This window comes from Pseudodesulfovibrio sp. 7M6, from assembly GCF_050058625.1.
Taxonomy (GTDB): domain Bacteria; phylum Desulfobacterota; class Desulfovibrionia; order Desulfovibrionales; family Desulfovibrionaceae; genus Pseudodesulfovibrio; species Pseudodesulfovibrio salinus.
Map to the genome: position 1 here is coordinate 2,404,772 of NZ_CP188816.1, position 23,068 is coordinate 2,427,839.

The 23,068-nt window shown below is 62.2% G+C and carries 24 protein-coding genes; 15 read left to right on the forward strand and 9 right to left on the reverse strand.

What is annotated here, in order from left to right:
* The first annotated feature begins 93 nt into the window (after positions 1-93).
* Positions 94-2,055, forward strand: coding sequence for a molybdopterin biosynthesis protein (locus ACI0FG_RS11485; RefSeq protein WP_419785137.1), 1,962 nt, complete (start codon positions 94-96; stop codon positions 2,053-2,055).
* 11 nt (positions 2,056-2,066) lie between these two features.
* The gene (locus ACI0FG_RS11490) at positions 2,067-2,600 is read left to right on the forward strand and encodes a cysteine hydrolase family protein (protein WP_419785138.1); all 534 of its coding nucleotides are present in this window, start codon (positions 2,067-2,069) and stop codon (positions 2,598-2,600) included.
* Between the two features lie 3 nt (positions 2,601-2,603).
* Here the strand turns inward: ACI0FG_RS11490 and ACI0FG_RS11495 are convergent, their stop codons facing one another.
* Positions 2,604-2,939, reverse strand: a complete 336-nt coding sequence (locus ACI0FG_RS11495) for a tRNA-binding protein (protein WP_419785139.1) — start codon at positions 2,937-2,939, stop codon at positions 2,604-2,606.
* A 269-nt stretch (positions 2,940-3,208) separates the two neighbouring features.
* Here ACI0FG_RS11495 and tsaA point away from each other — a divergent pair, with 269 nt between their 5' ends.
* The gene (gene tsaA, locus ACI0FG_RS11500) at positions 3,209-3,715 is read left to right on the forward strand and encodes a tRNA (N6-threonylcarbamoyladenosine(37)-N6)-methyltransferase TrmO (protein ID WP_419785140.1); all 507 of its coding nucleotides are present in this window, start codon (positions 3,209-3,211) and stop codon (positions 3,713-3,715) included.
* A 193-nt stretch (positions 3,716-3,908) separates the two neighbouring features.
* On the opposite strand, the gene icd is transcribed toward tsaA, so the two are convergent.
* The gene (icd, locus tag ACI0FG_RS11505; protein ID WP_419785141.1) at positions 3,909-5,051 is read right to left on the reverse strand and encodes an NADP-dependent isocitrate dehydrogenase; all 1,143 of its coding nucleotides are present in this window, start codon (positions 5,049-5,051) and stop codon (positions 3,909-3,911) included.
* A gap of 171 nt (positions 5,052-5,222) precedes the next feature.
* Between icd and ACI0FG_RS11510 the strand changes: the two genes are divergently transcribed.
* The 3 genes from ACI0FG_RS11510 to ACI0FG_RS11520 all read left to right on the forward strand — a co-directional run bounded on the left by ACI0FG_RS11510 (position 5,223) and on the right by ACI0FG_RS11520 (position 7,031).
* On the forward strand, positions 5,223-5,990 hold the full coding sequence (locus ACI0FG_RS11510; RefSeq protein WP_419785142.1) for an SIR2 family NAD-dependent protein deacylase: 768 nt from the start codon (positions 5,223-5,225) through the stop codon (positions 5,988-5,990).
* A complete protein-coding gene (locus tag ACI0FG_RS11515; RefSeq protein ID WP_419785143.1) occupies positions 5,987-6,472 on the forward strand; it encodes a GNAT family N-acetyltransferase in 486 nt (161 codons plus the stop codon). Before ACI0FG_RS11510 ends, ACI0FG_RS11515 begins: the two co-directional genes overlap by 4 nt.
* A gap of 94 nt (positions 6,473-6,566) precedes the next feature.
* On the forward strand, positions 6,567-7,031 hold the full coding sequence (locus tag ACI0FG_RS11520; RefSeq protein ID WP_419785144.1) for an META domain-containing protein: 465 nt from the start codon (positions 6,567-6,569) through the stop codon (positions 7,029-7,031).
* Between the two features lie 7 nt (positions 7,032-7,038).
* Here the strand turns inward: ACI0FG_RS11520 and ACI0FG_RS11525 are convergent, their stop codons facing one another.
* A complete protein-coding gene (locus ACI0FG_RS11525; RefSeq protein ID WP_419785145.1) occupies positions 7,039-8,214 on the reverse strand; it encodes a glycoside hydrolase family 3 protein in 1,176 nt (391 codons plus the stop codon).
* A 101-nt stretch (positions 8,215-8,315) separates the two neighbouring features.
* Between ACI0FG_RS11525 and ACI0FG_RS11530 the strand changes: the two genes are divergently transcribed.
* From ACI0FG_RS11530 to ACI0FG_RS11540, 3 genes are read left to right on the forward strand one after another with little or no spacing between them, the layout of a single operon-like run.
* The gene (locus ACI0FG_RS11530; protein ID WP_419785146.1) at positions 8,316-9,335 is read left to right on the forward strand and encodes a rhomboid family intramembrane serine protease; all 1,020 of its coding nucleotides are present in this window, start codon (positions 8,316-8,318) and stop codon (positions 9,333-9,335) included.
* A gap of 58 nt (positions 9,336-9,393) precedes the next feature.
* Positions 9,394-10,194, forward strand: a complete 801-nt coding sequence (locus ACI0FG_RS11535) for a metal ABC transporter ATP-binding protein (protein WP_419785147.1) — start codon at positions 9,394-9,396, stop codon at positions 10,192-10,194.
* A complete protein-coding gene (locus tag ACI0FG_RS11540; RefSeq protein WP_419785148.1) occupies positions 10,191-10,997 on the forward strand; it encodes a metal ABC transporter permease in 807 nt (268 codons plus the stop codon). Before ACI0FG_RS11535 ends, ACI0FG_RS11540 begins: the two co-directional genes overlap by 4 nt.
* 13 nt (positions 10,998-11,010) lie before the next feature.
* On the opposite strand, the gene ACI0FG_RS11545 is transcribed toward ACI0FG_RS11540, so the two are convergent.
* The gene (locus ACI0FG_RS11545; RefSeq protein WP_419785149.1) at positions 11,011-11,406 is read right to left on the reverse strand and encodes a hypothetical protein; all 396 of its coding nucleotides are present in this window, start codon (positions 11,404-11,406) and stop codon (positions 11,011-11,013) included.
* Positions 11,407-11,493: 87 nt separating this feature from the next.
* Here ACI0FG_RS11545 and ACI0FG_RS11550 point away from each other — a divergent pair, with 87 nt between their 5' ends.
* The gene (locus ACI0FG_RS11550; protein ID WP_419785150.1) at positions 11,494-11,874 is read left to right on the forward strand and encodes a hypothetical protein; all 381 of its coding nucleotides are present in this window, start codon (positions 11,494-11,496) and stop codon (positions 11,872-11,874) included.
* Positions 11,875-11,981: 107 nt separating this feature from the next.
* Here the strand turns inward: ACI0FG_RS11550 and ACI0FG_RS11555 are convergent, their stop codons facing one another.
* Positions 11,982-12,530: a hypothetical protein gene (locus tag ACI0FG_RS11555; RefSeq protein ID WP_419785151.1), complete on the reverse strand. Its 549-nt coding sequence runs from the start codon at positions 12,528-12,530 to the stop codon at positions 11,982-11,984.
* Between the two features lie 152 nt (positions 12,531-12,682).
* A complete protein-coding gene (locus ACI0FG_RS11560) occupies positions 12,683-14,293 on the reverse strand; it encodes a glycosyltransferase (RefSeq protein WP_419785152.1) in 1,611 nt (536 codons plus the stop codon).
* Between the two features lie 82 nt (positions 14,294-14,375).
* Here ACI0FG_RS11560 and ACI0FG_RS11565 point away from each other — a divergent pair, with 82 nt between their 5' ends.
* Together ACI0FG_RS11565 and ACI0FG_RS11570 are read left to right on the forward strand one after the other, a co-directional pair.
* Positions 14,376-16,070, forward strand: a complete 1,695-nt coding sequence (locus ACI0FG_RS11565) for a glycosyltransferase family 2 protein (RefSeq protein WP_419785153.1) — start codon at positions 14,376-14,378, stop codon at positions 16,068-16,070.
* A gap of 9 nt (positions 16,071-16,079) precedes the next feature.
* Complete coding sequence (locus tag ACI0FG_RS11570) at positions 16,080-16,403, forward strand: hypothetical protein (protein ID WP_419785154.1); 324 nt, start codon at positions 16,080-16,082, stop codon at positions 16,401-16,403.
* 107 nt (positions 16,404-16,510) lie between these two features.
* Here ACI0FG_RS11570 and ACI0FG_RS11575 read toward each other — a convergent pair whose 3' ends face one another.
* From ACI0FG_RS11575 to ACI0FG_RS11585, 3 genes are all read right to left on the reverse strand, one after another.
* Positions 16,511-16,741: a cold-shock protein gene (locus ACI0FG_RS11575; RefSeq protein WP_419785155.1), complete on the reverse strand. Its 231-nt coding sequence runs from the start codon at positions 16,739-16,741 to the stop codon at positions 16,511-16,513.
* Positions 16,742-16,899: 158 nt separating this feature from the next.
* Complete coding sequence (locus ACI0FG_RS11580; RefSeq protein WP_419785156.1) at positions 16,900-17,163, reverse strand: RNA recognition motif domain-containing protein; 264 nt, start codon at positions 17,161-17,163, stop codon at positions 16,900-16,902.
* A gap of 230 nt (positions 17,164-17,393) precedes the next feature.
* Positions 17,394-19,046: an ABC transporter ATP-binding protein gene (locus ACI0FG_RS11585; RefSeq protein ID WP_419785157.1), complete on the reverse strand. Its 1,653-nt coding sequence runs from the start codon at positions 19,044-19,046 to the stop codon at positions 17,394-17,396.
* Between ACI0FG_RS11585 and ACI0FG_RS11590 the strand changes: the two genes are divergently transcribed.
* From ACI0FG_RS11590 to ACI0FG_RS11600, 3 genes are read left to right on the forward strand one after another with little or no spacing between them, the layout of a single operon-like run.
* Positions 19,045-19,971: a DUF362 domain-containing protein gene (locus ACI0FG_RS11590; RefSeq protein WP_419785158.1), complete on the forward strand. Its 927-nt coding sequence runs from the start codon at positions 19,045-19,047 to the stop codon at positions 19,969-19,971. The genes ACI0FG_RS11585 and ACI0FG_RS11590 overlap by 2 nt on opposite strands.
* Positions 19,972-20,009: 38 nt before the next feature.
* Entirely contained in the window at positions 20,010-22,331 is a 2,322-nt protein-coding gene (gene hypF, locus ACI0FG_RS11595; protein ID WP_419785159.1) for a carbamoyltransferase HypF, read from the forward strand.
* Positions 22,332-22,348: 17 nt separating this feature from the next.
* Complete coding sequence (locus tag ACI0FG_RS11600; protein ID WP_419785160.1) at positions 22,349-23,053, forward strand: DUF3298 and DUF4163 domain-containing protein; 705 nt, start codon at positions 22,349-22,351, stop codon at positions 23,051-23,053.
* Positions 23,054-23,068 lie beyond the last annotated feature (15 nt).

The window sequence follows — 23,068 nt, forward strand, 5'->3', positions numbered from 1 at the left end:
CGCCAGGGCACCCCTCCCCGCTTTTCTTTCAGGGCGATTTATGCGAGTCGCCGTGCCGCATCGGAAATGCATCTATATATAAGGATGGAAACCATGAGTTCCAGAAACATCTACCTGAAAACCATTGCACCGGAAGCGGCCGTAGCCCGGGCCAAGGAAGCCCTGGACCGGAACGGGTTGATAGGCGTGGAGACCATCCCCACTCATGAAGCCGCTGGCCGGGTAACGGCCGGGCCGGTCATTGCCCGGTATTCGTCACCCACCTTTCATTCGGCGGCCATGGACGGCATCGCGGTCCGGGCCGAATCCACCTTTCTTGCCCGCGAGGACGCGCCCGTTTCCCTGGTCCACGGTACTGGATTCATCTTCGTCAATACCGGCAACCCGCTACCCGAGGGCATGAACGCGGTCGTCATGATAGAGGACGTGAACCAGAAGGACTCGGACACGGTGGAGATCGAAAAACCCGCCTTCCCCTGGCAGCACGTCCGCCGCATCGGCGAAGATATCGTGGCTACGGAACTGCTCATTCCGCAAAACAGGCTGCTCGCCCCGTGCGACATCGGCGCCCTGCTCTCGGCAGGCATTTATGAAATCGAGGTGCACCAACGTGTGCGCACCCGTTTTCTGCCCACGGGCGACGAAGTCTTGAATTTTCTGGATCACCCCGCCCCCGGTGCCGGGCAGGTCATCGAGTCCAACTCGCAGGTGTTCATGGCCTATGCCGGAACCTGGAACGCGGAGGCGGACTGGTCCGCCCCGGTAAAGGACGACGAGGCCACCCTGCGCGAGGCCGTGCTCGGCGCGCTGAACGACGGCTGCCATGCCGTGGTGGTTGGCGCCGGCTCCAGCGCGGGGAGCAAGGATTACTCGCGCAAGGTATTCGAATCCATCGGCAAGGTGCTGGTTCACGGCATCTCCGTCATGCCGGGCAAGCCGACCCTGCTGGCCGTGACCGACGAACGCAGCGGCCACCCCGGCCGATTGCTGGTGGGCGCGCCTGGCTATCCGGTTTCCGCCGTGGTCTGCCATGAAAAGATTCTCGGACCGCTGGTGGCCTGGCTGGGCCACGCCGCCCCGCACGAACCGGCCACGGCCGAGATCACTCTGGCGCGCAAGACGCCCTCCCGCCCCGGAATGCGAGAGGCCATCCGGCTGGCCGCCGGACGCATCGGCGACCGCATCGTAGGTGCGCCCCTGGCTCGCGGCGCGGGCATGATCACCACCATGACCAAGGCCCAGGCCGTGGCCTACATCCCGGAAAACGCCGAGGGTGCGGAAGCGGGCGAGACGCTGAACGCCGAACTGCTGGTGCCCCGCTCCGAGCTGGACAACGTGCTCGTTCACGTGGGCAGCCACGACAACACGCTCGACCTGCTGGCCAACGAACTCATGGGACTGCCCGAACCGCTCCGGCTGGTCTCCAGCCACGCCGGGTCCATGGGCGGCCTGACCGCGCTCAAGGCGGGTTCCGCCCTGTTTGCCGGAGCACACCTCTTTGACCCGGATACCCGGGATTTCAACTTTCCATTCATTGAAAAATATCTGGAAGGAGTGCCGGTTGCCGTCATCAATCTGGCCATCCGGCACCAGGGGCTTATCGTGGCCAAGGGCAATCCCAAGGGCATCAAAGGCGTGGAGGATCTGGCCCGCGAGGACGTGACCTTCATCAACCGCCAGCGCGGTGCGGGCACGCGCATCCTGCTGGACTACCACCTCAAGGCTGCGGGCATCGCGCCCACCGCCGTTGCAGGCTACGACAACGAGGAATTCACGCACATGGCCGTGGCCGTCAACGTGCTGACCGGCGCAACGGACTGCGGCCTCGGCATCTATGCGGCGGCCAAGGCGCTGGGCCTGGACTTCGTCCCCCTCGCCCATGAACGCTACGATCTGGTCATCCCAAAGCAGTATCTGGACGATGCGCGCATCACCACCCTGCTCGAATTGATCCGAACGGATGAACTGCAACAAAAGATCGTGGCCCAGGGCGGCTACGAGACCACCCTGACCGGCCGGGAAATGCTGCCCGGCATGGGGCTGAAACAATCCTAGGGAGAAAAAACTTGGCCAAGACCGCACTTGTCGTCGTTGACGTGCAAAATATCATGTTCGAGGAACCCGGCTACGACCTTTATCGCAAGGACGAGGTGTTGGCTGTTATGAAAAGTCTGATCGACTCGGCGCGCGGCGCAGGCGTTCCCGTGGTCTACATCCAACACACCACCGAAGGCATCGGCAGCCCCTTTGAAAAGGGAACACACAACTGGCAGGTCCGGGCGGACATTGCGCCGCAGCCGGGAGATGCCACATCGCTCAAATATTCCTATGACGCCTTTTTCAATACGGAGCTGGATGCCATCCTGAAAAAGCTCGACGCAAAAAAGCTCGTATTCTGCGGCCTGCAAACCGAGGTATGTATGGACACCACAGTGCGCAGCGCCCTGGCCCACGGCTACGAATCCGTGCTGGCGGCCGACGGCCACTCCACCTACGACAAGCCCATGGCCTCGGCCCGGACCATCATCGCGTTGCATAACGACGTACTCCACCGCCGCTTTTGCACCGTCCTGCCTGCGGCCGAGATCACATTCGAATAGCCCTTATCCCAGCTTGAGGCCGTTGGGCACCGGCTTGTCAGGCACGGCCAGGACCACGCCGTCCTCGCGGTAAAACCCGCAGACAAGGCACTCCGAACGCATCGGCCCTATCTGCTTGGGCGGAAAGTTGACCACGGCCACCACCTGTTTGCCGACCAGTTCGTCCATGGCATACAAATCCGTTATCTGGGCGCTCGATTTGCGCTCGCCCACCTCCGAACCGAAATCCACCCAGAGCTTGTAGGCGGGGCGACGGGCCTCGGGGAACGGTTCCACACGGACCACCGTGCCCACGCGCAATTCCACCTTCTCGAAATCATTCCAATCAATAGTGTCCACCTGTTTTCTCCTTGCTTATGCGCGAAGTAGCACTATGCATACGGAAACAAAAGAGACACGGACTGCCGGGCATACAGTCTTACTCTCCGCGATCTTCGTTTTTGTAGACTGAATACACATTTTTGTATTTATCCACATACAGTATTGTAATTTATGGCACGGTATTTCCCACTAAGACTGAGCTAACAGCCGGGAATAGGAATGATTTCAGTATTGGCACGTTGTGTGCTTACATGCTCACATAACGCATAACCGGCCCGGAGGCCTCAATGAACATCACCTATACGCCCATCGGCTACTTCAGCACCCCCCATACCGACGTCCGGGGAATGCCGATCCAGCCGCCGGGTGCATCCGGGGTGCACGGCACCATCACCGTACTTCCCGAATTTTGCGAAGGTCTCAAAGATATCGAAGGTTTCTCCTACCTTATCGTCCTCTACCACCTTCACGAGATCTGCGGCTACGACCTGACGGTAACCCCGTTTCTGGACAAAAATCCGCACGGCATCTTCGCAACGCGCTCGCCCAAGCGCCCGAATCCCATGGGACTCTCGGTCATGCGTCTGCTCGACCTGAGGGGCGACACCCTCATGCTCGACAATGTGGATGTCCTGGACGGCACCCCCGTCATCGACATCAAACCCTATGTGCCGGACTTCGACGTTTGGCCCGCCCGCAGGGTGGGCTGGTTCGAGGGCAAGTCCGGCAACGCCTCCTCGGTCCGCAGCGACGACCGCTTTGTTGACCTGGAGACCGAGTGCATCCCGAAATAGCAACCTCCTAACCCACTTGCGGCAATCCGCCTGCCGCAAATAAGCCCGGCCCATCGCGTAACCCCGATGGGCCGGTGCTTTTTTTGAGGTAAGAAATGGCTCGTACCGCCAGAATACAGTAAAATACCATCCGACAAAAAAACGGCCCGCCGAAAAAATCCGGCGGGCCGTTCTCTTTAACGGAAACGAAAGACTACAGGTTGGCCTGCAGAATCTCTCCGAACTCCTGGCAACCCACCTGAGTGGCGCCGGGAATCTGGGAGGCGAGGTCCACGGTAACCCGCTTGGCGGCCAGCGCTTTTTCCACGGCCTTATGGATCAGGTTCGCGGCCTCGTGCCAGCCGATGTGATCCAGAAGCATGGCACCGGACAGGATCAGGGAACCAGGGTTGGCCAGATCCTTGCCTGCAATGGTCGGAGCCGTGCCGTGGGTGGACTCGAAGAAGGCGAGCTTGTCGCCCATGTTCACGCCGGGGGCCAGGCCAAGGCCGCCCACCTGCGCGGCCAGGGCATCGGAGATGTAGTCGCCGTTCAGGTTGGTGGTAGCCAGCACCGAATACTGCTCCGGATACATGAGCGCGTTCTGGAACATGGCGTCCGCAATGCGGTCCTTGAGGATGACGCCTTCGCCAGCCTCGCCCTCGCGCACCACGCGGCCCTTGTACTCCTCTTCGGCAAGCTCATAACCCCAGGCGCGGAAACCGCCCTCGGTGGTCTTCATGATGTTGCCCTTGTGGATCAGGGTCACGGAGGGCTTGCCCTGCTCGATGGCGAAATCCAGGGCCTTGCGCACCAGTCGCTTGGAACCGGCCGGGGTAATGGGCTTGATGCCCACGCTGGCCGTATCGCTGATCTTGGCGCCCAACTCGTCCACGAGGAACTCGATTAATTTCTTGGCCTCCGGGGTGCCGGACTGGTACTCTATGCCTGCGTACACGTCCTCGGTGTTCTCGCGGAACACGCACATGTCCACCAGGTCGGGACGCTTGACGGGAGACTCGATCCCCTTGAAATACTTGATGGGACGGATACAGGCGTACAGATCAAAGGTCTGGCGCAGGGTCACGTTCAGGCTGCGAAAGCCCTCGCCCACCGGCGTGTTCAGCGGCCCCTTGAAGGCCAGTTCGGCACCGGCCAGGGCTTCCAGCGTCGCCTTGGGCAGGTGTTCGCCGGTTTCGGCATAGCCGCGCTCTCCGGCCAGCAGTTCGACCCAGTCGAGCTTGTTGGCTCCGCCGTAGGCCTTTTCCACAGCGGCGTTCATGACCGGACGACCGGCCTTCCACACTTCGGGGCCGATGCCGTCACCTTCAATATAATATACTTTTTTCTCAGCCAAAATGTCCTCCTTGTGGGGCAATGAAGCGGATGATACTTCTGAGTCAGCGGAAAACGGTAGCGGACTATGCCGTTTATTCGGCCAAATTGCAAGAAAGCTAGGCAGGCCGGGGGCTGTTGTCCCGGCCATTTGACAAGATCGTTAATCAACTGAAAATCATGGAAACAACCAATGCGGGCTGATCTTGAAATGGTCAAGGCGCTGCTGGACGGCAGCAAAAAAGTGGTCATCCTTACCGGAGCCGGAGTCTCGGCCGAGAGCGGGGTGCCGACCTTCCGCGGCCGCGACGGCCTGTGGAAGAATCACCGCCCCGAAGACCTGGCGCGGCCGGACGCCTTCCAGGCCCACCCGGAACTGGTCTGGGAATTCTACAACTGGCGGCGGAGGCTGGTGGCAGGCTGCGAGCCCAACGCCGCGCATCTGGCCCTGGCCGGTCTGGAACGCGTGCTGCCGAATTTTCTTCTGATTACCCAGAATGTGGACGGCCTGCACGGCCGGGCGGGCAGCCGGAAGCTGGTGGAGATGCACGGCAGCCTGTGGCAGGTCAAATGCACGGTCTGCACCCATGCGCGTGAAGACAGGAGCGAACTGTCGGATCTTCCCGAATGCCCTGTCTGCGGCCATCTGCTGCGCCCCGGCGTGGTCTGGTTCGGCGAGCCGCTGATCCCCGGCGTGCTACGCATAGCCATCGATCAGGTAAGCAAGGCGGACGTGTTCATCGCGGTGGGAACCTCCGGCCTCGTCCAGCCCGCCGCGTCCTTCCATCAGCTGGCCAAGGATCACGGTGCCGTCACCGTGGAGATCAACCCGGAACCAACCCCCGTTTCCGGATTCATGGATTTCGCCCTGCACGGCCCGGCCGGAGAAATCCTGCCCGAACTGGCCGCCGGGTTGATATCAGGTGCTACCACCAATCCAAACAAAAGAGACGCCCGGTGAATCCCGCCGTCCGTTATGAATGGCTCACCAACGAACAGGAGCAGGAGGCCGTAGCCCTGGTCCGCAGGGTCTTTGACGCAAACGTGGCTCCGAACTTTACCGAAACAGGACGGACGACGTTTCACGAATATATCACGCTCTTCGCCTTCTCGCGGAGGCCAGGGGATTACTTTGCGATGGCGGCATTTGTGGAAGACACCATGGTGGGCGTCGTTGAAATAACGGACGGACACCACGTTGCCCTGTTCTTTGTCGCCCCAGAGCAACAGCAGCGCGGAATTGGCCGCGAGCTGTTGCGTCAGGCCGCCGGGCGATGTTTGCGGCATGATCCCCGCCCGTCGGTACTGACGGTCAACGCCTCTCCCAACGCCCTGAACGGATACAAACGCTTGGGGTTCACCCCTACCGGTGACGAACGGGAGGAGCAAGGCATCCGTTTTATTCCTATGGAACTACCTCTGACAGGGATGGGCGCAGCGTAGCGGCGTTTCCCAGCCGCGCAGTCGCCTTTGCCCCTTGCCAGAAAGGCACGCCGCCTGCTACCTAACCGGGCAGTAATCAAGCAAAGGAGTTCCCATGTCCCGTTTCCGCACCCTGTTTTGCCTGTCCATCTTCATTCTGCTGCTTTCCCTGGCCGCCGGTTGCGGCTCCAAGGCCCCGGTCGAGGTCAATCCGGATGCGGTGAAAAACGGAATCGTGGGGAAAAAATGGTTTTGCAAATCGATTTTCGAGCGGGACGTATTGGGTGACCAGCCGCTTACCATTGAGCTCAAGGCAGACGGCACCGTGAGCGGCAGCGGCGGCTGCAACACATTTACCGGCACATATACCCTTGAGGGGGACGAACTGAAATTCGGCCCCCTGACAAGCACCGAGAAAGCCTGCGGCGGCGCAACCGGCGAGCAGGAATTTACCTATCTCTCCTTCCTCGCCAGGGTCTCCCGGGTGGAAGTGGACGGTGATGAAATGGACTTTTTCGTTGAGGGGTTCCTCAACTCCATGCATTTCTCCACGTCCGAGGGCGGCTTCTTCCTCTGGTAGGCCGGAATCAGGACTCCGCGCCGGAACCCTGGGATGCGCCGCTGCGGCAAAGCGGGCATCCTCCCGGAATGTTCAGCATCCGTTTGAGCCGGATGATCCGGTCATAGGACTGGCGGATGCGTTCCTCGGTAATGGTTCCCCGCTCCACCAGATTGCGGATGATTTCCACCACATTCTGAACGATCTCAGGGTCGTAGCTGATATTATTCCCAAAGAGGAGGATATCGGCTCCGGCATCAATGGCCCGGCGGACGGCCTCGTCCAGACCATAGAACTCCGTAATGGCGCGCATGTTCAGGTCATCGGTGATGACCACCCCGTCAAAGCAGAGCTTCTTGCGCAACAGGTCGGTTATCACCGCCTTGGAAAGCGTGGCCGGATACTCGGAGTCGAGGTTCGCGTTGAAGATGTGCGCGGTCATGATCATCTTGACCGGGTCCTTGCCGATGAGCCGCTTGTAGGGAATCAGTTCCTTTTCGGACCAGGTTGAGGTCACGTCGGTCAAGCCCTGATGGCTGTCGTCCCCCGCGCTGCCGTGGCCGGGGAAATGTTTCAGACAACCGATAACATCCCGGCTGGCCAGTCCTTCCAAAAACATCTCGTCACACTTGGCCACCTGCTCCGGGTCGGCGGAGAAGCTGCGGTCCAGCTTGCCGATGACCGGGCAGTCAGGATTGACATTCACGTCCGCCAGGGGTGCGAAATCCAAATTGAACCCGGCCAGTGCCAGGGTCTCGCCCACGGCCTGCCCCGCCTCATACACCGCCTTGGCAGAAGATTTTCCCAATTCGGCGGCGGACGGCGTTTCCGTGAATCCATATTTTTTCTTCAGCCGCTGCACCTTGCCGCCTTCCTGGTCCACGCCGATGAGCAGTGGGATGTAGGAGGCCTTTTGCAGCATTGCGGTCAGCTTGGCGACCTGCGCCGGGTCCTTGATGTTGCGCCCTTCGCCCTCAGGCAGGGTCATGTCGCGGTCAAAGAGGACCACGCCGCCCAGATGCCGCTCGCGAATGTCGCGCATGATGGGCGAATTTTCGTCCACGGTGTATCCCCGGAATCCGGCCATGATCATCTGGCCGATCATGACATCGAGATCGGCCGGGGCGGTCTCGGCGGCTGTGGCGGGGGAGGAGGCAAGCAGCAGTACAAGGGCCAGCAAGGACAGAAATCGGCGTAAGGACATGGACGCTCCGTTTATTATTTTCGCCATTCATAGAACCATGCCCGACGGCGCGCAAGCCGAAACCGGTTTGCTCCGACCCATTTTTCCCCTACCATGCGGCCATGCCCGTATCCGTTTCCCGTTCCAATATCCTGCACGACATCCTGCGTCCCGTGTGGATCGACATCACACCCATGTTGCAGAAAAACGGTGTGGATACGCTCGACCGGCAAACGGCGGACCAGTGGTCCCTGGTGCTGACTGCACGACGCATTCCACATCGGGTCCGACAGCGGCGCAGCCTGCCTGACGGCAATTGGGCCGTCCTGGTCCAGCCCTGGTTTCAGGACCGGGCGGCAAGTGAGATTCTGGCCTATCAGGAGGAGAACGCGCCGGCCCCGGCCAAACGGGAAATACCGGAACTGCCGTCCCGGGCCGACCTTGAGCCCACTATCGTGGCCATGATCCTGCTCGTTTTCTTCCATTGGACCTGCACCCTGGTCTATCCGACCTTTTCCATCTACCCGGAGCACTGGCTCGACCTCGGCAGCGCCGATGCCTCGGCCATCCTGCGCGGCCAGTGGTGGCGGGTCTTCACAGCCCTCACCCTCCATGCCGGAGCCGCCCATGTACTGGGCAACGCGCTTGTGGGCGGCACATTCGTCTGGCTTGTTTCCCGCAGGCTCGGCGCGGGGCTGGCCTGGATGCTGACCATACTGGGCGGCGGCGTGGGCAATGAACTGAACTCCCTGGCGCAGGGAGTGCACCATGACGCCATCGGCTTTTCCACCGCATCCTTTGCCGCTGCGGGCCTGTTGGCCGGTATCGCCCCTTTTGCAGTGGGCGGCGGGCTGCACGGATTGGGAAGCGGGAGCCTCCCGGCCCGGCTTATGCGCTTCATCCACTCCGCCCTGTTGCCTGTCGGGGCGGGTTTGGGCTTGCTTGCCATGCTCGGTGCGGGTAAGGACACGGACCTCGGCGGCCATTTCTTCGGACTCGTATCGGGCCTGATCCTGGGAATCCTCGCCGGATGGACCACCACCCGCATCGGCCTGCCGGGCAAACGCACGGACAGCACCCTGTATATAGCGGCCCTGGCAATTCCAACAGTATCATGGATTTTTGCCTGGTCGCTGGTATGAAGGGTCTGACTGTGCTACGATGCATCGCGTGGCAGCATGGGAAAGGACAGGAGAATCAATGGTTGAACCCGTCATCGAAATTAAGGACGTATCGCTGAAGCTCGGCGGCGCGCCCGTATTATCAGACATTTCGCTCACCGTGAAACGTGGCGACTTTGTGGCCGTGCTCGGTCCCAACGGGGGAGGCAAGTCCACCCTTATCAAGATCATCCTCGGCCTGCTCAAGCCCGACAGCGGAACCATACGGGTCTTCGGAACCTCTCCGGGCGACGCCGGGGGCCGCATCGGCTACCTGCCCCAGTTCACCCATGTTTCAAACGCCTTTCCCATCACCGTGCTCGACGCCGTCCGCATGGGCATGATCCGGCCGGGACTGGCCGGAGTCGCCCGCTTCGGCAAGAGTGAGCAGGAGATCGAAAAAGCCACGCACGCGCTGGAGCGCGTCAACATGGCCCACTGCATCAACCGGCGGCTGGCAGGACTTTCCGGCGGCCAGAAACAGCGGGTCTTCATTGCCCGCGCCCTGGTCAGCGAGCCGGAGCTGCTCCTGCTGGACGAGCCCACTGCCAGCGTGGACTCCGCCAACCGCAACGCCCTGACCCAACTGCTGACCGAACTGAACCGCGACATGACCATCGTCATGGTCAGCCACGATCTTTCCTCCCTGGCTTCCGGCGTAAAATCCGTGGCCTGCGTCAACCGGAAACTACATTTCCATGACGCGCCGGAAATAACCGGAGACATGTTCAAAATGAGCTACGGCGGCGACGGGGAGACCTGCTGTCCGGTGGAGCTGATCACCCACGGCGACGTGCCCCATCGGGTGCTGCTGCATCATGACCAGGAGGAAGGGGAATGACGGATATACTGCACTACCAATTCATGCAGAACGCACTGGCGGCAGGCCTGCTGACCAGCATTATCTGCGGCATCATCGGCACCCTGGTGGTGGTCAACCGCATCGTCTTCATTTCCGGCGGTATCGCCCACGCATCCTACGGCGGCGTCGGTCTGGCCTTCTTCCTCGGCCTGCCCGTACTGCCGGTAACCACGGCCTTCACCCTGGTCGCCGCGCTGATCATGGCCTCGGTCACCCTGCACGCCAAGGAGCGGGCGGATACGGTCATCGGCGTGCTCTGGGCCGCAGGCATGGCGCTCGGTATCATCCTGCTGGACCTCACACCGGGCTACAACGTCGATCTCATGAGCTACCTCTTCGGCTCCATCCTGGCCGTTCCGCGCGGGGATCTGCCCATCATGGCCGGGCAGGCGGTCCTGCTCCTGGTTCTGGTCGCCATATTCTACAAGGGATTTCTGGTCATGAGCTTTGACGAGGAGTTCGCGCGCAGCCGTGGCGTGCCCGTCACCTTCCTCTACTTCCTGCTCATCTGCATGGTCGGGGTCAGCGTGGTCATGATCATCCGTGTGGTCGGCCTCATCCTGGTCATCGCCCTGCTGACCATACCGCCCTTCATGGCCGAACGGTACACCCGCTCCCTGAGCGGCATGATGACCGTCTCCACGCTCCTCAGCGTCCTGTTCACGGTCATCGGGCTGGCGGTCTCCTACCTGACCAACATCACATCCGGCGCGTCCATCATAGCAGTGGCCTCGGTCGGCTTCTTCCTCTCCTTCCTGCTTCCCAAAAAAAAGACGGCGTAGCGGAAATCCGGCCCTACCCAAGCACCCGGCGCAGCCATGCCTGAAAAGGCGAAAACACCTGACCGGGGATGCGGGCCAGCCCCGGCTTCGACCTGGCGTAGAAAACGTGGAGCCGGTCTCCGGGCGAGAACCGCCGCCATAGCGTAACGCCGACGCGAGACTCGGCCCGACGTAACAGGCCGTCGTGATCCGCGTACTTGTAGCCCACGAAAAACAGCATTTTGCCGCCGGGAACGGCCTCGGACCGCACCGATTCCACCACGCCGATGGTGTGCACTTCGCCGAAGACGCGGGCCCGCTCCTCGCGCAGCACGCCGTATGGCACCTGCGAGAACAGATAGAGAATGAAGGCCACGACCACGCAGCCGAGGACGAATCGAATGGGACTATGACGGTTCAGGTAGGCCATGCCTCTGAATACACGCCAAAAATTGTGCACGCAACCAGCTCTATAACGTCCTTGCCTTCGTGAATACGGGAGATTATGATTTTCAGTATGAACAGAACCATTGGCGAGGTGGAAGAAAGCATCCACCGCATGACGGCATCCCTCCGCCAGGGACAGGCGGACGAGATAGCCCGCAGTTTCGGCGAGAATCCCGACCCCGAGGTCAAACCCCTCGGCTGGTGGGTGCTGGCGCGTGGCGAAGACGTCAAGGATGCCTCCTTTGCCGAGCGGGAAGCGGCCCGCGAACGGCTGCTGGTCCAGGTCCGCGCCGCCGGGCTGGTCCTGCCCGAAAACATCTGGGTGCTGGACGAGACCGAAACCGCCCAGCTCGTGGTAACCACGGTTCCCACCCTGAACCGGGCCGAAAAACTGGCCGAACACCTGCGCACCAAGGGCCTCGACATCCGCATCAGACGCGAAAAAATCTGACGCCACCCCCCTCGCAGCCTGTGGGCGATATTCCTTTCCCTGAAACCAATAAAAAAGGCGGCCGGACAACGTCCGACCGCCCTGATTTAGCTTGATCCCGATCCGGCTTAATTGAAGGAACGGGCAAAAAGCGCCTCAATGGCCTTCTTGCCGTTGTCTTCCAGAAAACGGGTGCCGGTGCCGGTGAAATGGCTGCTGGTGATGACCGGGTTTTGAGCGGCTTTCCACTCGCCGTGCTTCCAGGTAAACCAGCTGTCCTGCTCCTGGTCGAAGACATACAAGCCCTTGTTGCATATCTTGGCGAACTCGGCGCCCCATCCGGTGCCGCCCTTGACCGTGCCGTCCCCCTGAATAGAACCGATAACGAACACCTGATCGCCGGACTCCACCTGATACACAATGGTCTGGAGCACCTTGCGCATTTTCTCCGCGTTGGTGAACTTGCGGTTGAGCAGCTTGGAGACATAGGTCAGGCTGACATCCTTTCGGGTCAGCTCCTCATCGGTAAGCACGCGAACGCCTCGGGTACGGTCGATCTTGTGCCCCTCGAAGGTATAGTTGACCTCGGCCAGTCCGTAATATTCGGCCAATTTGCCGAACTGGTTCTCCGCGCCCTGTGCGGCGCCGCTGTAAAGGGTGAAAGTGCTGTTGGACATGGTATCTCCTTGCAATGGATTTCAAAAAATTCGATCGCGCGGCCAGGTTCCTGAACTCGTCTATCTATGCACCGCAAGCCCGTCAGGAACAAGGATTTGCTATATTCTCCTGCAAAAGACCAGCTTTTTCTCATTATAAACAAGTACAATCATTATGCCAAGGCCTCTATTTTCGCCAACAGGTCGGCCAGGAGCACGCCGTCCATATGCCGGGCCATGGCCTCGAATTCCCCGGGCTCGTATTTGGCCAGCAGCTTGCGCGCATTGGCTTCGGCCCCGGCCGACTCCGCCTTGCCGGTATCGCTCACGGCACCGGAGGCCCTTTTGTGCGGGATGGACAAAAATCCGGTATAGACCGCATAGCCGCCCCCAAGGACCATGCGCAGGTCCCGCTCCAGATCGTCGAACTGGGTGGGCGAAAAACGGAGGTCGAAGCCGCCGTTCTCCAGCAGCCGCGAGGTACGGAACAGATGGACGCAGCCCGTGACCGAAGTACAGGGGCGGATGTAGTCTGCCTGGCCAAAATCGCCGTCCTGCAACATGATCGTGGACATGAGCATCTGCTCTCGCGTGGCCGGTTCCGGGGCGAGGTTGTGCTCGCCGCACTGTATTCTGGCCGGGCCGCGCGCATCCACCACCTTGCAGCCCCAGACCCCGGCTTCGGGATAGCGGGCCACGGCCTCGCCCAGCCGGTGCAGCCAGTCGGCGGGCAGGGAAATATCGTCGTCGATGTAGGCGGCCCAGCAGGACTCCCGAACCTCGGGCAGGTGCATGAGCCAATTGCGCGCGGCGGGCGCGCCCACATTGACGGGCAACCTCACGGCTGCAGCCCGCTCCGATCCGAACCGATCGACGAAGCGGCGGATAACCTCGGGCGTGGCATCGTCCGATCCATTGTCCAGCACACGCACGATCACGTCGTCCAGGTCCGAGGCCAACAGCGAATCGAGCGTGGCCCCCAGATCGTCCGCGCGGTTCCAGGAATAGGCGAGCACGGCGGTCCGCCCCTCAAGCGGTTTTGCGGCAGCGTCGTTTTCCTGCACCAAATCATAAAGCCGCAACATGGGGCCTGCATTCCACGGCCGCTGTTGCCACACTTCGCGCAGCACGGCCTGCGCCCGGCCGTTCTGACCCATCCGGCACAGGGCCGTGGCCACGCGCTCGCGCACGATGGGCAACGGCAGCACGGCCGCGCACTGTTCCAGCGCGGCCAGCGCCCCAGCCGGATTCCCGGCGGCAAGGAGCGCGTTGGCCCCGACGTAGCGAAAAAGCGGTTCCAGTTGCGACACGGGAACCGGTCCTGTCGCCAGCGGGACCAGGGGCGACCAGTCGCCGGTCATACGGCAAAATTCATAGAGATGATGCCACCAGAACAGATTGTCCGGGGCGTGGGTAGTTCGATCCCGCAGGAACGCGAGTTGCCCATCCCGCCCACCGGCAAACACCCGCGCCGCCTCGTCCGTGACCTCCGGTTTCCAGCAGAGCATCACGGTTTGCAGCAGCGGCACCAGAGCCGGATGCAGGGGCGGCAGCCGTCGCATGTTCCGCACCAGCAGGGCCGGGCCGTTGCCGTCCAGCGGATTCTCCCCCCAGGCGGCCAGCAGGGCATCAGCGGCCACGGAGGCCAGTACGTCGTCCGGTCCCATGGCGTGCGCCATGGCCCGAAGCGCGATCTTTTGCAGATGATCCCTGCCGGAGAATCCAAGTAGCAGGCGACGGAGCATATCCGACGGCAGGGAGGGAAAATCGAATGTACGCGGCATGTTCTCCCCACTATGCGCCGGTCCGGCCAAAGTCAACCGGCCCCACTTCCGGGACCGATGCTTTTCTGATATTCCAGACGGCATGAGTCGTCTCGATATCCCCATCCGCCTGCCTGACTGCCAAGGGCTGCATCCCCTGTTTCTCGACCGCTTTTCCGGCTGGTGTCTCGGCATGGGCCAGCCCACCGACCTCGCCACCATGCTGCGCGGCCTGAGCCAGCTGGCGGAGGACAATCCGGTTTGCCGCACCGTCATTCCCGGCATGGCCCTGTGGGGATTCCAGGCCCACCCCCTGGCCCCGGATATGGCAGTATGGTGCGCCCGGACTCTCCAGCCGAATTTCGGGCTGTCGCCCGCCGTACCGAGGATGCTCGCCACCCTGCTCCGCGCCGCTCCGCTTGGCGAGAGTGACGGCGAGGCCATGGACACATGGTATGCCCTGGCCCGGCAGGAAGATCATTCCCTGACCCTGCGCTTTCTCACCATAACCCTGCGCGACCAGACCAAGGGACTCTCCTGGCTTGGCCATTGCTGGAACGACCTGATCTTTCTCGACAGGGAGGAGATCGGCCGCGCCGCCCTGAACATCTTCCCCTGGGACGAGGCCTCCCGACCGCTACGAGACCGGCTGGCTGCCGAATGGGCCTTTCACCGCAGGCCGCCGGAGGAAGCCCTGGAGACGGTCCTCGCCCTGAACCCGGCGGAATGGGGCCTCTGGCGCACCTACGCCGCTGCGGAACTGCTGCTGCGCATGGGCAAAAAAGGCGAGGCCAAGGGCGCGCTGGCCCTGCTGTGGAAATTCCTGCCCTGGCACGTCAACCTGACCCTCAAGGTGCACGACCTGTTCAGTCCGGTTGTCCCGGCCGGGACCGACGCCACGGCAGACGCCGCAGTGCTGGTCTATTCCTGGAACAAGGCGGACCTGCTGGCCGACACGCTGCAAAGCCTGGAAGCGAGCGAGCTGGGCGAGGCACGCATCTTCGCGTTGGACAACGGCAGCACGGACCACACCCCGGCAGTGCTGGCCTCGGCCCGAGATCGTTTCGGGCACGACCGCTTCCATGTGGAGACCCTGCCGGTCAACGTGGGCGCCCCCGCCGCGCGTAACTGGCTGCTCTCGCTGGAGGCTGTCCGCTCCCGCAACTGGGCCGCCTTTCTGGACGACGACGTGGTCCTGCCCGAGAACTGGCTGCTCCACCTGCTGGGTGCGGCCGGAGACCGCGACGACCTGGGCGCGGTGGGCTGTCGGATCACCGCCGCCACCTCTCCCTTCGGCCTGCAATCCGCAGACTACAACCTCATCCCCAAACCGCCCGTGCCCACCAAGCCGGGCCAGTTGCCCAACCGGGTGCTGATCTACGACAACTGCGCCGGAGCGCCGGACAGCGGGTTGTTCACCTACACCCGGCCCTGCCTCTCGGTTTCCGGATGCTGCCACATGGTGGCCCTGCGCGCCGTGGAAAAGGCCGGGACGTTCGACCTGCGCTACACCCCGTCCCAGTTCGACGACCTGGACCGAGACCTGCGCAGCGCCCTGAGCGGTATGCCCGCCCTCTACACAGGCACACTGGCCATACGCCACGTTCAGCACTCCAGCCTGGCCAAGGCGCAGACCACACGCCAGATAGGCCATGTCATGGGCAACAAGTACAAGCTCGACACCAAGTATGACGACGAGCAACTGGCCGCGCTGGTCTCGGCCAACCGGACCATGCTTCGCAGCGACTACGAGGAGCGGCACCGCTTCCTTGTTGACCGCCTCGCGGCTCGCGGGTAGATAGCCGCCATGGAAGACGTACGCGTATACGGAGATTTTCACCGCGTCTCGCCGGAACTTTTCGAAAAGATCCGTGACGCAATCCCCTTTGAACAGATCGACTACAACGGCGATGTGCTCAGGCTGGACCACGAGGGACCGTACCTCATGGTCGAGGATTTCATGGAGCTCATGGCCGAACTGCTGCCCGAAAACGGCTACGGCAGCGTGGAGTTCATCGACCACGTGGAGTGGGAGGTCATCCGCTACACCATCCGCCCAGGCAAGGTGGAAGAGAAACACGTCAAGGTGGACAACGTCCTGGACGCCCACCAGCAAAACAACGGCCTCTAGCAGTCCGCTTCCCCAATCCGGACCGACGCCTGTCGATCCTCAATTCGAATAAAATAAGGCCGCCCCACCGGGGACGGCCTTTTTTCATGAAAAATCGTCATTGCAGACTACAGGATCGACAGGCGCAGCTCGTTGCCCTTGATGTGCACATCCGCCGCCTTGGGGCCTACATCCTCGTCAACGAGGGTGTAGGTCACGCGCTCCCCCGGTTCCAGGGTGCGGAAACCGTCCCGGACAACCTCGGAGTAATGGACGAACACATCCATGCCATCATCACCGGTGATGAAACCGTAGCCCTTCTGATCGTTGAACCAGGTCACTTCGCCTTCACGCCGCATGTCGACCTCCAAATCAAATCCGACTGCTTGAAAGCATAAGCCCAATCATCGGTCCTTAGCAATGGCGGCCCCGGCCCGGTGGCATCCCGACCGAGACAGCATAAGAAAGCCCCGTCTCCGGAAGGAGGCGGGGCGCACATTAAAAGCCTGTCGGCCGCTTACCAGCGGGGACGTTCTGCGCGGGGGCGAGCTTCGTTGACCTTCAGATTACGGCCACCGAAATCCTTACCGTCCATGGCCTCAATGGCATCCAGGGCGCCTTCGTCTTCCATCTCGACGAAGCCGAAGCCACGGGGGCGGCCGGTTTCACGGTCCTGGACCAGCTTGACAGAAGAGACCGAACCGTAGGCTTCGAAAGCCGCGCGGACTTCGTCTTCAGTAGCGGACCAGGGCAGATTACCGACGTAAATGTTCTTGGACATGTTCCAATGCTCCTTAAAAAATATGAATGTATCGCAGACGCCCGTACATCTTGCTCAAAAAATAGAGCAACCACGTGACACGCACGTTGCTCTTTGTGTTGTACCTATTCCATTTCAACCAGACCTGGCCGCAATCCGACCGCGCCTCCACGGGTGCCTCTGGTCTAATTGCCTCTATTTGCCACTCTCTCTATAATGTCAAGCACAATTATACTTTTTTTTAATTCTCTCTAACTTTCCGTAATTCCCGCCGATGCGGTATGGTTTGCCCCGCATCGATCCAATGCCGGAATTCCGGCAGCGTCACCGGGGCCACAGTACCGCTGCCGCCCGTCCTCAAGGAGCATGACCCGATTGATGGCCGGAAGGCGGTCCTCGACGTTGTGCGTCACCAGCACCAGCGGCGTTCCAGCCTCGGCCAGCTGTTGCAACATGCCGGAAAGTTCGGCGCGCGACGCCGGGTCCAGGCCGGAAAAAGGTTCGTCCAGCAACAGCAGGCGCGGCCCGGAAACCATGGCGCGCGCAAGGAGGACCCGCCGCTGCTGCCCGTAGGACATGCACCGCAGGGGACGTTCTGCCAGATGGGCCAGTCCGATCCGGTCCAGCCACTCCCGGGCCAGGAGGAGTTCCTCGTCCGTGGGTTCGTCCAGCATTCCCACACTCCCCCGGCAACCGGAAAGGACCGTCTCAAGAGCGGTCACTTCCCAGGACAGCTCCCGGCCGTAGGAGGACTGAAGCGCAGGTGAGACCACGCCAATGAGCGGACGGGCCTCATCCATGGTCATGCCGCCCAGCCGCTCCACCGTGCCGGTGCCGTGCTCGTCGTCGGCATAGGGGGCCAGATCGCTCAGGACCAGCCGGATCAGCGTGGACTTGCCCGCTCCGTTCTGGCCCATGACCAGCCAGTTCTCGCCGGGCAGTACTTCCCAGTCGACCCGGTCCAGAATGCGGTTGCCGTCGATGACCACCGAGGCGTTGCGGATGCGCAGCAGAAATTCCAGGGGCGGCAGGTCCGGTTCCGGCAGGGCGCGGGCCGTGCGCCCGGTCAGGGCCGGTCGGCCTGCGGCGTCGGAGGTCAGGGCAGGAATTCGGGTCAGCCGGGCCATGCCTTCCGCGCGCGGCAGGTCCGCCACGATGCGTCCGCCTTCCAAAACCACTACCCGTCCGATGGCCGAGGGCAGGTCATCCACACGGTGCGCGGCCATGACCAGCGTTGCGAACTCCGCCGCCCTGTCGAGCAGGGCCAAAACGTCGATGCGGGATTCACGGTCCAGACCGTCCATGTACTCGTCGAGCACCAGAACATCCGGCTTGGAAACAAGGGCGCGGGCCACCAGCACCTTGCGGCACTGGCCCGTGGAAAGCGTGCCCATGGACCGTCCGGCCAGATCCTGAAGGCCTAGGGTTTCGATGATTTCGTCCGCGCCTTTCTCCTGCTCCGGCGTGGGTTCGCCATAGAACAGAGGAGCGTCTATGAAACCTCCCAGAATCACCGAACGGGCCGGAACGCGCGGCGCGTTCAGCGGATAAAAGTCCTGCATGTCCGGCGAGACGAGACCGATGCGTTCCCGAAGTCCCAGCGGCGTTTCCTGCGGCCCGTCGCCGAAATCATAGATACGGCGGCCACCGATGTCCGGGGGCATTTCGCCGCGCAGCAGCTTGAGCAGCGTGGTCTTTCCCGCGCCGTTTTCTCCCACCAGGGCGGTGTGTTCTCCCTTGGCCAATATGAAAGAGAGGGGTCCGGCCATGCGCAGTCCAGCCCGCGTGACCGACGCCTCTTCGAGTTCTATGAGATGATGCATGGGGACATTGTCGCCCTTACCCGGCTGGAAGGCAACCCTTACCCTTGTATACCCGCCGCCTGATATCCTATGATGTCCCATGACCATCCCCGTAGCCCTAGCCTTCATCCCAGACTATGCCGCGCCCGGTCTCGACCGCAGCGTGGCGCGAGTACTTGAGGCGGCGGAGATATCCGTCACTCCCGGCACGCGAGTGCTCGTCAAACCAAACCTTGTCCACGCCACCAATGCCGCGAACTGCACCACGCACCCGGAGGTCGTCCGGGCGGCCTGCGTCTGGCTTCTGGATCATGGCGCCACGGTTTCGGTGGCGGACTCTCCCGGCTACGGACCGGCCCATCGCGTGGCCCGCGCGTCCGGCCTGGAAGCCGCACTCCGTCCGCTGGGCATCAAGATAAACACCCTCGGCGATCCCGTCCGCCTGTCACTGTCCGACGGCACGGGCATCGGCGTGTCCCGTCATGCCCTGGAAGCGGATATGTTGCTGAACATGCCGAAACTCAAAGCGCACGGCCAGATGGTCATGTCCGGCGCGGTCAAGAATCTTTTCGGCTGCGTGGTCGGCTGCCGCAAGGCGCTGGCCCACTCCCGCATGGGGCACGATCCACAGCGCTTCCGGGCCATAATCCTGGATGTCTGCCTCGCTCTGCCTCAGGCCGTGCATCTCATGGACGGCATCCGCGTCCTGCACAAGGACGGGCCGGTCCGGGGTGAAGCCTTTCCGCTCGGCCTGCTTGGCGCCGCGCGAAACGGTGTGGCGCTGGATACGGCGGCCTACTCAATCTTCGGCCTCGGGCCGGACGCAATGCCGCTCTGGGCCGAAGCCAGCGACAGGCAACTGGAAGGTTCCGCCCCGCACGTCATTCGCTACCCTCTTGAAGCGCCGACAAGTTTCAACACCACAGGCTTTGAATATGCAGCGCCCAAAGAACTCTCCTTCGCACCGCTTCGATTGCTCCGCGGACGGATGAAAAGTCTGCTCGCCTTCATCAAACGGCCGGGATAGTCCTTGCGCAGAATATGCCGGAATGCTACACTTTACGGATGGGTCTGCTCCGCCACCACTACATCATCACCGGCCAAGTCCAGGGCGTTGGATTCCGGCCATTCATCTACCGCATCGCCACGGATAACGCGCTGACCGGCTCGGTCAACAACTCCAGCGAAGGCGTTCTCATCGAGGTGCAGGGCACGGCCGACCAACTGGCCCGGTTCGCCGACGATCTCTCGGCCAAGCTGCCTCCGCTGGCGTCCGTCGTCACCCAGGAAAAGGCGGACCTGAGCCCCGTGGAGGACGAGGACGCCTTCATCATCCTGAAGTCCACGGGCGGCCTCGGCAACTCCGTACTTATCAGCCCGGACGTGGCCACCTGCCCGGACTGTCTGGCGGACATCGCCGACCCGGAAAACCGCCGCTACCGTTACCCGTTCACCAACTGTACCAACTGCGGCCCGCGCTACACCATCACCCATTCCATTCCCTACGACCGGCCCCAGACCTCCATGGCCAAGTTCGTCATGTGCCCGGAGTGCCAGGGGGAATACGACAACCCGCTGGACCGGCGGTTCCACGCCCAGCCCAATGCCTGCCCGAGCTGCGGCCCCCGGCTGATGCTCACCGACAAGGGCGGCGCCATCTTTGCCCAGGGCAGCGAGACCCTGCCCCGGCTGGCCATTGAACTGGCCGAAGGCAAGGTGGCGGCCATCAAGGGACTCGGCGGATTTCACCTCGCCTGCGACGCGTCCTCGGACACGGCCGTAGCCACCCTTCGGGAACGCAAGCACCGTCCGGACAAGCCGCTGGCCGTCATGGTTCCGGACATAGAGACCGCGCGAAAGCTGGCCCACCTCTCCACAGAGGAAGAGGAATGGCTGACCGGCAACCGCCGCCCCATCGTCCTGGCCGCCAAACGGGAGCCGCTGCTCCTCTCCCCGGAAGTTGCACCGGACACGAATTTCATCGGCTTGGTCCTGCCGTACACGCCGCTGCACCAAATTCTGCTCTCAGACTTTGCCAAGGAGTCCGGCAGCAAGGCTCCGGCCCTGGTCATGACCTCGGGCAACATGAGTTCCGAGCCCATCTGCCTCGGCAACCTGGAGGCACTGAAACGGCTGGCCGACATCGCGGATATCTTTCTCTTCCACAACCGGGACATCCTCATCCGCACGGACGACTCGGTGCTCCGGGTCAACCCGGCCACAGGCGCTCCCCTCCATATGCGCAGGGCGCGCGGGTTCACTCCTTCCCCCATATTTCTGCCCGTTTCCGGCCCCACGGTCCTCGGCACCGGACCGGAACTCAAATGCACCATGACCCTGACCAAGGGGGACCAGGCCTTTCCCGGCCAGCACATCGGCAACCTGAACAATCTGGAGAACCTTCGCTTCTATCAGGAGATACTGGCGCACCTCCAAAGCATCCTCCAGGTGCGGCCCGAACTGATAGTGCGAGACCTGCACCCGGACTACATGACCTCCTCACTGGCCGACGAACTGGGCGAAAAGATGGAGGTGCCGGTAAAAAAGCTGCAACACCACTTCGCCCACATTCATGCCGTGCTGGCTGAAAACAAATTTTCCGGACCGGCCATAGGCCTTGCCCTGGACGGCACGGGCCTGGGCGAGGACGGGACCATCTGGGGCGGCGAGTGTTTGCTGGTCATACCCGAGGAAGGCGAACAGCAACGGCTGGCCCACTTTGCCCGCATCCGAATGCCCGGCGGCGAGGCGGCCGTGCGCCAGCCCTGGCGGCTGGCCCAATCCGCACTGTGGTCACTTGGTATCAAAGAACCCGGCGCCTATGCGTGGCCGTGGCTTGAGCGCTTTGAAAAGGAATCGCGCCTGCTGCCCCAGCTGCTGGAAAAGGGCATCAATTCGCCCGAAACATCGAGCTGCGGACGTCTGTTCGACGCCGTGGCCGCCCTGTGCGGGCTGACCGACGCCATCAGCTACGAGGGGCAAGCCGCCATTCTGCTGGAAAAGATACAGGACATGAACGAGGACGGAGCCTATCCCTGCCCGGCCATGGACTCGGACCCGGTGGTCCTGGACACGCATGCCCTGCTCGCGGCCGTGCTGGAAGACCTGGAACGGGGCACGCCGGTGCCGGTCATCGCCCGCCGCTTCCATCGCGGCCTCGCCATTGGTCTGGCCGATCTGGCCTACGGATTCTCCTGTGCGCTCGGCATCAACCACGTGGCCCTCTCCGGCGGCGTGATGCAGAACCTGACCCTGGCCACCGAACTCCCCGACGCCCTGAAAGCAGCCGGGCTGATCCCGCTGGTGCACACCCTGGTGCCGCCCAACGACGCCTGCATCTCGCTCGGGCAGGCCGCCTGGGGGCTGTGGCAACTCCGTCAATCCTGACGGGAGGAGGCATCGTCATGCGCCTGTCCTTTACCACCCTGCTTGCTTTTCTGTTTCTGGTCGGAAACGCAATAGCCGGAAGCGGTTCGTTCTGCACCCCCGGCAAAATCGGCGAGGTCCGACAAAAGGAAAACACCAAAAGTTTTCATGTGGATGTGGCATATCCCGTGCTCTGTTCCGAACCGGCCACCCGTCTATTGCGCGACCATGTGGCCGATGCCGTGCGCGACTTCAAGGAAACCGACCCCGAACACGATCTGGCGTTCTTTCCCCATCCCTACGAGATGATCGTCCAGTACGACACCATCCCGGCAGCTCACGGGCGGCTTCTCGCGGTAAGCCTTATCACCATGGTCTACACCGGCGGCGCGCATCCCAACAACTGGCCGGACGCCTGGACTTTCGACCTGACCGACGGTCACGCGCTTACGCTGGACGACATTTTTCCCGCCCCGGAGGGAGCGCTGCAAGTGCTGGCACCCTTTGTCCGCGCCCGATTGCGCGAGTCATTGCAGGATATGGTCCTGGACGACATGCTCCTGCCCGGCACGGAACCAACGCGGGAGAACTATGCCAAATACTTTCTCTCGGACCAAGGGCTGACCTTTCTCTTCGGCCCGTATCAGGTGGCTCCCTACGCCGCTGGCGAACAGCGCGTGACGATTCCCATGGACCGCCTCATGCCGCTGCTCCGCCCCACGCTGACAGCTGTTTTTCAGTAAAGCGTCAATGAATAC